Origin of the sequence: Stenotrophomonas panacihumi (assembly GCF_001431645.1) — a bacterium.
Lineage (GTDB): Bacteria > Pseudomonadota > Gammaproteobacteria > Xanthomonadales > Xanthomonadaceae > Stenotrophomonas_A > Stenotrophomonas_A panacihumi.
Genome location: NZ_LLXU01000127.1, coordinates 1 through 7,784, shown reverse-complemented (window position 1 = coordinate 7,784; position 7,784 = coordinate 1). Strand labels below are relative to the sequence as shown.

General features: G+C 68.9%; 3 protein-coding genes. All 3 read right to left on the bottom strand.

Features of this window, described 5'->3' with window-relative positions:
• Positions 1–349: 349 nt before the first annotated feature.
• The 3 genes from ARC20_RS16180 to ARC20_RS16170 all read right to left on the bottom strand — a co-directional run bounded on the left by ARC20_RS16180 (position 350) and on the right by ARC20_RS16170 (position 7,746).
• Positions 350–3,103: a methyl-accepting chemotaxis protein gene (locus ARC20_RS16180; RefSeq protein ID WP_057648994.1), complete on the bottom strand. Its 2,754-nt coding sequence runs from the start codon at positions 3,101–3,103 to the stop codon at positions 350–352.
• Between the two features lie 92 nt (positions 3,104–3,195).
• Positions 3,196–5,448, bottom strand: a complete 2,253-nt coding sequence (locus ARC20_RS16175; RefSeq protein ID WP_057648992.1) for a methyl-accepting chemotaxis protein — start codon at positions 5,446–5,448, stop codon at positions 3,196–3,198.
• Positions 5,449–5,748: 300 nt separating this feature from the next.
• Positions 5,749–7,746, bottom strand: a complete 1,998-nt coding sequence (locus ARC20_RS16170) for a chemotaxis protein CheA (RefSeq protein ID WP_057648990.1) — start codon at positions 7,744–7,746, stop codon at positions 5,749–5,751.
• Positions 7,747–7,784: the final 38 nt, after the last annotated feature.

Below are 7,784 nucleotides of genomic sequence, written 5' to 3'. Positions count from 1 at the left end.
ATGGGGGCTCGTAGGCGACATCCATGTCGCCCACGGTCCCGGCCACAGGCCGCCACCGACCGCCCGACCGTGTGCCGTGAACGGATCGAACTTCAAAAGCCAGGGCGCTCCGTTTTTGAATTTCCCGCCGCTCGCGGCGCAGCGTGGGGTGACCGGTGGCAGTGGCTTGCCGGGACCGTTGGCGACATGGATGTCGCCGACGAGCCTCCATGGATGGATTCACGGCGTGTCCCGGCAAGCCACTGCCACCGGGCGCCGCGCGTTGAACATTGGGAGTAGGGGCTTTCGCAAGGCATAAAGCCGCAAGCAAAAAAAGGGGCCGCATCGCGGCCCCCTCTCCCCACAACGCTTAGAACGTTTGCCAGTGTCCGCCGCCACGCTCGGTGCGCGGCGCGGCAGCGGCGGTACGCGGGGGCGCTGCCGGACGTAGCGCGATCACCGCCGCGCTCGCCGGCGTGGCCTGCGTGGTGCGGAAGATCGACACCGCTTCGGACAGATGGCCCGCCTGTTCCTCCATCGCACGCGCCGCGGCGGTGGCTTCCTCCACCAGCGCGGCGTTCTGCTGCGTGGTTTCGTCCATCTGCGTGATCGTCTGGTTGACCTGCTCGATGCCGGCCGACTGCTCCTGCGATGCGGCCGTGATCTCGGCCATGATGTCGGTCACGCGCTGCACCGAGGCGACGATCTCGCCCATGGTCGCGCCGGCCTTGTGCACCAGCGCCGAACCATCGGCCACCTTGCCCACGGAATCGTCGATCAGCGTCTTGATCTCCTTCGCCGCATTGGCCGAACGCTGCGCCAGCGTGCGCACCTCCGACGCCACCACCGCGAAGCCACGGCCCTGTTCGCCCGCGCGGGCGGCTTCCACCGCCGCGTTGAGCGCCAGGATGTTGGTCTGGAAGGCGATGCCGTCGATCACCGAAATGATCTCGGCGATTTTCTTCGACGACGCCTCGATGCCCGACATCGTGTCCACCACCTGGCCCACCACCGCGCCGCCCTGCGAGGCGACCGTCGCCGCGCCCTGCGCCAGCTGGTTGGCCTGGCGCGCGTGCTCGGCGTTCTGCTTCACCGTGGAGGTCAGTTCCTCCATCGAAGCGGCGGTCTCTTCCAGGTTGGCCGCCTGCTGTTCGGTACGGCGCGACAGGTCGCTGTTGCCGGCGGCAATTTCGCCGGCCGCCAGGTTGATGCTGCCCGAGGCGGCCTGGATGCGGCCCACGATGCCGGTCAGCTGGGCGACCGTGGCGTTGGCGTCATCGCGCATCTGCGCGAACACGCCGTGGAATTCACCCTGCATGCGCGCAGTGAGGTCGCCGCGGGCCAGCGCGTCGAGCACCGCGGAGATCTGCGCGATGCTGGTGGCGTTGGCGCCCAGCAGGCCGTTGAGCTGGCGCGCCAGCAGCAGGTAGAAGCCGCTGCGGCCTTCGGTTTCCACGCGCTGGGAAAGGTCGCCGTCGACGGCAGCCTGCACGATGCGCGCCACTTCCGCTTCCACCTTGGCTTCGGTGGTGCGGTCGCGCCATTCGCACACGGTGCCCAGCAGCTGGCCGCGCTCGTCGCGCACCAGCGAGATGTTCTGGTCGAAGCACACTTCGCCGAAATGGACCTGGCGGCGCACGGTGCCTTCGCGCTGCAGCTGCGCGACCAGTTCCGGCGCCAGCGTGCCGCCCGGCTCCAGCACGGCCAGCGCCTGGCCCACCAGCGGGCGGTCGGTGTCGATGTCCGGCAGCGCACGGGCGATGTGCTCCGCGTAGCCGTTGAGCATGGTGCGCAGGGCGGGGCTGGCGTAGATGACCTGCATCTGCGGGTCGGTGATCAGCGTACCGGTGGAGGCGCTGTCCAGTGCAATGCGCACGCGCAGGTTTTCCGCGGCGACGGCCTGGTCGCGCTCGATGCGCTCGCGCAGGTCGCCCTGCATGCGCTGCATCGCGCGCAGCAGTTCACCCACTTCGTCCTGGCCACCGGCCGGGATATGGCCATCAAGCTTGCCGGCGGCGATGTCGCGCGCCACGCCGCAGGCGCCGGCCAGCGGCTTGCTCACCATGCGGCGCGTGGCCACGAATACCAGGGCCGCGATCAGCGCGATGGCCAGCACCGACAGCCCGATCATCACCTGCATCATGTGGTGCAGGGTGGCGGTCAGCGCGGTGCGCGGCTCCACGCCGACCAGCGTCCACTTCCAGCGCGGGAAATGCTCCACGCTCACCGTGGCCGGCACCGCTTCGGCCTTGGCGTCCGGCGCGATGCCGAGCACGGCGACGGCGGCTTCTTCCGAAGCGCTGTCCACCAGCTTGTTGAAGGCCTCGCGGTCTTCGGCGGCGACCAGCGCGGCGGCATCCTGGCCTTCGCCGTTGGGATGCACGACGAGCTTGCCATGGGCGTCGCCCTCGGCCTCGTCCACCACGAAGAAGTAGCCGTCCGCGCCGATCTTCAGCCCGCGCATGCGTTCCTTCAGCGTGGCCAGGCCAGCGCTGTAGTTGACGCCGACGAAGGCAATGCCGATCACCTGGCCCTGGGCATCGACCAGTGGCTGGTAGTGGGTCATGTAGTCGTTGCCGAACAGCTTGGCGCGGCCGGTGTACGGCTTGTTCTCCAGCACCAGCGCGTAGGCCGGGTGCTTGTGGTCCAGCGCCGTGCCGATGACGCGCTCGCCCTTGTCGTTGGTGAGCGAGGTGGAGATGCGCACGAAGTCGTCGCCGCTGCGCGAGAAGATCGTCGCCACCGCGCCGGTGCCGGCGGTGAAGCGGTCCACCAGCTGGTCGTCGGCGGCGAGCGCCTTGCCCCCGAACGCCAGGTTGCCGACGTCGAACTCGCCGCGCTTGAGCGGCTTGCCGCGCGCATGGCTGGCTTCGCCGGCGGGGAACAGCGCGGTGAAGCCGCCGCTCAGGCGCTCGGTGTCCTGCGTGAGCGCGCGGTCATACAGGGCGATGGTGTCCTGCATGACGTGGGTGGCGGTGGCCAGGCCCTGGCGGCTCTTGGTCTCGTAGGCGGCGGCCGATTGCTCGTACACGCGCCAGGTGAGGGTGAGCAGCACCAGCGTCACCGCGAGGGTAACCAGCAGGCTGAGGCGGAGTCCGATCGAGAGGCGGGAGAGGATCTTCATGGGCGTGAGGGTTCCGGAAGCTCAGTGCGCGAAGGCTTCCGTGCCTCGCGGTGGGGGGGGAAGGGTGCCGGCGTGGGCCGGCACCCGGTACATCAGAACTCCTGCCAGTCGGCGTCGCTGGCAGTGGCCGTGCTGGCCACGGCCACCGGCTTGCGCGACGGCGCCGGGCGCGGGGCCGCGGCCGGCGTGGCGGCGGCACGCGCCGGCGTGCGCAGCTTCACGACCGCCGCGCTGGCTTGCGTGGCCTGGGCGGTCTTGAAGATGGCCACGGCCTCGGAGAGCTGGCCGGCCTGTTCTTCCATCGCACGGGCGGCGGCGGTGGCTTCTTCCACCAGCGCGGCGTTCTGCTGGGTGGTTTCGTCCATCTGGGTGACGGTCTGGTTGACCTGCTCGATGCCGGCCGACTGTTCCTGCGAAGCGGCGGAGATCTCGGCCATGATGTCGGTCACGCGCTGCACCGAGGCGACGATCTCGCCCATCGTTTCGCCGGCCTTGTGCACCAGCGCCGAGCCATCGGCCACGCGCTCGACGGAGTCGTCGATCAGGCCCTTGATCTCCTTGGCCGCATTGGCCGAACGCTGGGCCAGGGTGCGCACTTCGGAGGCCACGACCGCGAAGCCACGGCCCTGTTCGCCGGCACGCGCGGCTTCCACCGCGGCGTTGAGCGCCAGGATGTTGGTCTGGAACGCGATGCCGTCGATGACCGAGATGATCTCGGCGATCTTCTTCGACGACGCCTCGATGTCGCCCATGGTGGTGACCACCTGGCCGACCACCTCGCCACCCTGCGAGGCCACCGACGCCGCGCCGATGGCGAGCTGGTTGGCCTGGCGGGCGTGTTCGGCGTTCTGCTTCACGGTGGAGGTCAGTTCCTCCATGGAAGCGGCGGTTTCTTCCAGGTTTGCGGCCTGCTGCTCGGTACGGCGCGAGAGGTCGTTGTTGCCCTGCGCGATCTCGCCGGCGGCCAGGTTGATGCTGCCGCTGGCGGTCTGGATGCGGCCGACGATGCTGGTCAGCTGCGCGACGGTGGCGTTGGCGTCATCGCGCATCTGCGCGAACACGCCGTGGAAGTCGCCTTCCATGCGGTGGGTCAGGTCGCCATCGGCGATGGCCCGCAGCAACGCCGAGAGCGAGTGCAGGTTGTCGTCGGCCGTGGACATCAGGCGGTTGAGCGTTTCCACCATCGAGCGGAAGTCGTGCTGGAACGATTCGGCATCGCCGCGCACGCTGAAGTCGCCGGCCGCGGCCGCCGCGCCCAGGCGCTGGATTTCCTGGTTGATCGCGCCGAGGTTGCGCTTGACCGCATCCATCGTCTCGCTGATGACGGCCTTCTCGCCCGGCAGGCGCGGCATGTCCTGGCTCAGGTCGCCGATCGCGTAGCGCTGGGTCAGGGCGATGACCTGCATCTTCACTTCGATGTGTTCGGCGACCAGCTGGTTGGCATCGTGCACCATGCGGCCGTAGTCGCCCGGGAAGCGGCCTTCGTCCATGCGGAAGCTGATTTCGCCGGCCGCGTGGCGGCGCGCCATTTCTTCCTGCGCTTCCAGCACCGACTGCAGCTGCTGCTGCATGTGGCGCATGCTGTCCAGCAGCTGGCCGGTTTCGTCGCGGCTCTGTACGACGATGGCGTTGTCCAGCTTGCCGCGGGCGATCTGGCCGGCCACGCGGGTGGCTTCGCCGAGCGGGCGCGAGATCGCGCGGGCAATGGCGTAGCCCAGCCCCACGGCCAGCAGGGTCACCAGGGCCAGCACCGCCAGCATCATCGCCACGGTGCGCTTGTGCGCTTCGTTGGCCTTGGCCACGGTCGCGTGCAGGTGGTCGAGATTGTAGGTGCTCAGGTCCTTGAGGCCGGCGAACAGCGCGCGTCGCGCGTCGCGCGATTCGGTGGCGGAAATCGTGCGGGCGGTTTCGAAGTCACCGGCCTCCACCGCCGCGGCGACCTTCTTGTGCGCGGCGAAGTAGGCTTCGCGATCCTTCTGGACCTTCTCGTAGATCACGCGCTCGTCCGGGTCGGCGTCGGTGGAGACGTCGGCGTAGCCTTTCTCCTCCTTGGCGATCGCGGCCTCGGTGTCGGCCATGCGCTTGACGTAATCGGCGACCTTGGCCGGATCGTCCTGGCTGTAGATCTGCGAGATCTCGTAGGTGCGGTATTCGCCCAGCTGCGAGCGCATTTCGCCCAGGTGCTGCACCGAAGGCATCCAGTCTTCGCTCAGCTCCACGAGTTGGGTGTTGCCCGTGCCCAGGCGCAGCAGCGCGAACGCGCCCAGGGCGAGGGTCATCACGGTCGTTACGGAGAAGGCAAGCGCCAGTTTTCTGGCGATCGTCAGATTCTGGAACCACTTCATGTCGATATCTCGAATGCTCGGCACGCAGCCGCGGAATGGGAGGGCGCCACGACGACGGATGGATTTCGCCTTGACACTCGGGTTAGCGGCGCGACAGGTTCACCCTTTAGGGCGAATCGACGTCACAATTTCAAAGCCGTTAATAGTCCCAGCGAATAGTTGATTCCCGGTGTTGGAAATTTGGGAATAACTGCCCGATACGGGCGCTGCGCAACGCGTGCGACATGAAAAAACCCCGGCGCGAGGCCGGGGTGGGGGACATGACCCGAAAGCGACGCCAGCGGCGCCGCATGAAAAAACTCAGGCGGCCTGCGGCAGCGCGCGCAGCGAGCGCACCAGTCCACCGATGTCCACGATCAGCGCGACGCGGCCGTCGCCCAGGATGGTGGCACCGGAGATGCCGGCGATACGGCGGTAGTTGTTCTCGATGTTCTTGACCACGACCTGCTGCTGGCCGACCAGTTCGTCCACTTCCAGCGCGATCTTCTGCCCATCGCCTTCCACCACCACCACCAGCGGATCCTCGCTGCGCTGGCCGGCATAGCCGTAGTACTCGCTCAGCGACAGGATCGGCAGGTATTCGCCGCGCACGCGCAGCACGCGGCCTTCGCCGGCCATGGTGCGGATGTCCACGGCCTGCGGCTGCAGCGCTTCGAGCACGTAGGCCAGCGGCAGGATCAGGGTTTCGCCGGCGACCGAAACGGTCATGCCGTCGAGGATGGCCAGGGTCAGCGGCAGGCGGATCAGCGTGCGCGTGCCGTGGCCGGCGCTGCTTTCCACCTGCACTTCGCCACCCAGCGCCTGGATGTTGCGGCGGACCACGTCCATGCCCACGCCGCGGCCGGAGAGGTCGGTCACCGCGTCGGCGGTGGAGAAGCCCGGCGCGAAGATGAGGTCCCACACCTGCGAATCGGTCGGGTTGTCCGGCACGCTGATGCCGCGCTCGGCCGCCTTGGCGAGGATCTTCTCGCGATTCAGGCCGCGGCCGTCGTCGCTGACTTCGATGACGATGTGCCCGCCCTGGTGCGAAGCGGCCAGGGTGATCGTGCCGGTCTCGTCCTTGCCGGCGGCGCTGCGCGCCTCGGGCAGTTCCAGACCGTGGTCGATGGAGTTGCGCACCAGGTGGACGAGCGGGTCGGCGATCTTCTCGATCAAGCCCTTGTCCAGTTCGGTGCCTTCGCCCAGCGTGCGCAGGCGCACCTGCTTGCCCAGGCGGGTGGAGAGGTCGCGTACCAGGCGCGGGAAGCGGCGGAACACCGCGTCCACCGGCAGCATGCGCACGCCGATCACCGCTTCCTGCAGGTCGCGGGTGTTGCGTTCGAGCAGGTCCAGGCCGGCGGCGAGGCTTTCGGCGTGGGCGGCATCCAGCCCGCCGGACACGGCCTTGAGCATGGCCTGGGTGATGACGAGTTCGCCGACCAGGTTGATCAGTGCATCGACCTTGTCGACGCTGACGCGGATCGAGGTTTCGGCTTCATGCGCGGCGCTGTTGGCAGCCGGCGCGGCGCCCGCGGCGGCGGCGGCCGGTGCGGCGGCGACCACCGGGGTGGCGGGCGCGGCGTCTTCCACCGCCAGGCTCGGCGGCGGCGCCGGCACCGCCATCGGGCGGATCTCCAGCTCGCAGTCGTCCACGACCCAGGCGAAGGTGTCTTCGATCTTGCTGCGCGGCACCTTGCCGATCAGGCCCAGGTCCCACGCCAGGTAGGCCTCCATCGGGTCGATCTGCTCGAAGCCGGGCAGGCGTTCCAGGCGCGCGGCGATCTGCAGCGGGCCCAGGTGTTCCAGCTCGCGGATGATGCGCAGCGGGTCGTTGCCGCTCATGAACAGCGACGGCGCCGGGGTGAAGCCGATGTGCCAGGCCTCGGGTTCTTCTTCCTTCTTCGCGGTGGCGGCGGGCGCGGCGGCGGCCTGGCCGGACAGCACGGCGTTCAGGCGGCCCAGCACGGCCTGCACGGCGGCCGGGTCGGCGGCCTGGCCGTGCTCGGCCTCGCGCAGCAGGGCGCGCAGCACGTCCACCGAGCCGAGCATCGCGTCCACCGCGGCGGCCTCGACCGCGCGCTTGCCGGCGCGCAGTTCGTCGAGCAGCGTTTCCAGCACGTGGGTCAGGCCGGCGATCGACTCGAAGCCGAACGTCGCCGCGCCGCCCTTGATGGAGTGCGCGGCGCGGAATACCGAGTTGATGGTTTCCGGGTCGCGGTTACCTTCCTCCAGCGACAGCAGGCCGGCTTCCATCGCGTCCAGCCCCTCGCGGCTTTCCTCGAAGAACGTGGCGTGGAAACGTTGCAGGTCCATGCTCATGGCGGGCGGTCCGGAATCGGTCTGGGGGAGGGGAAGGG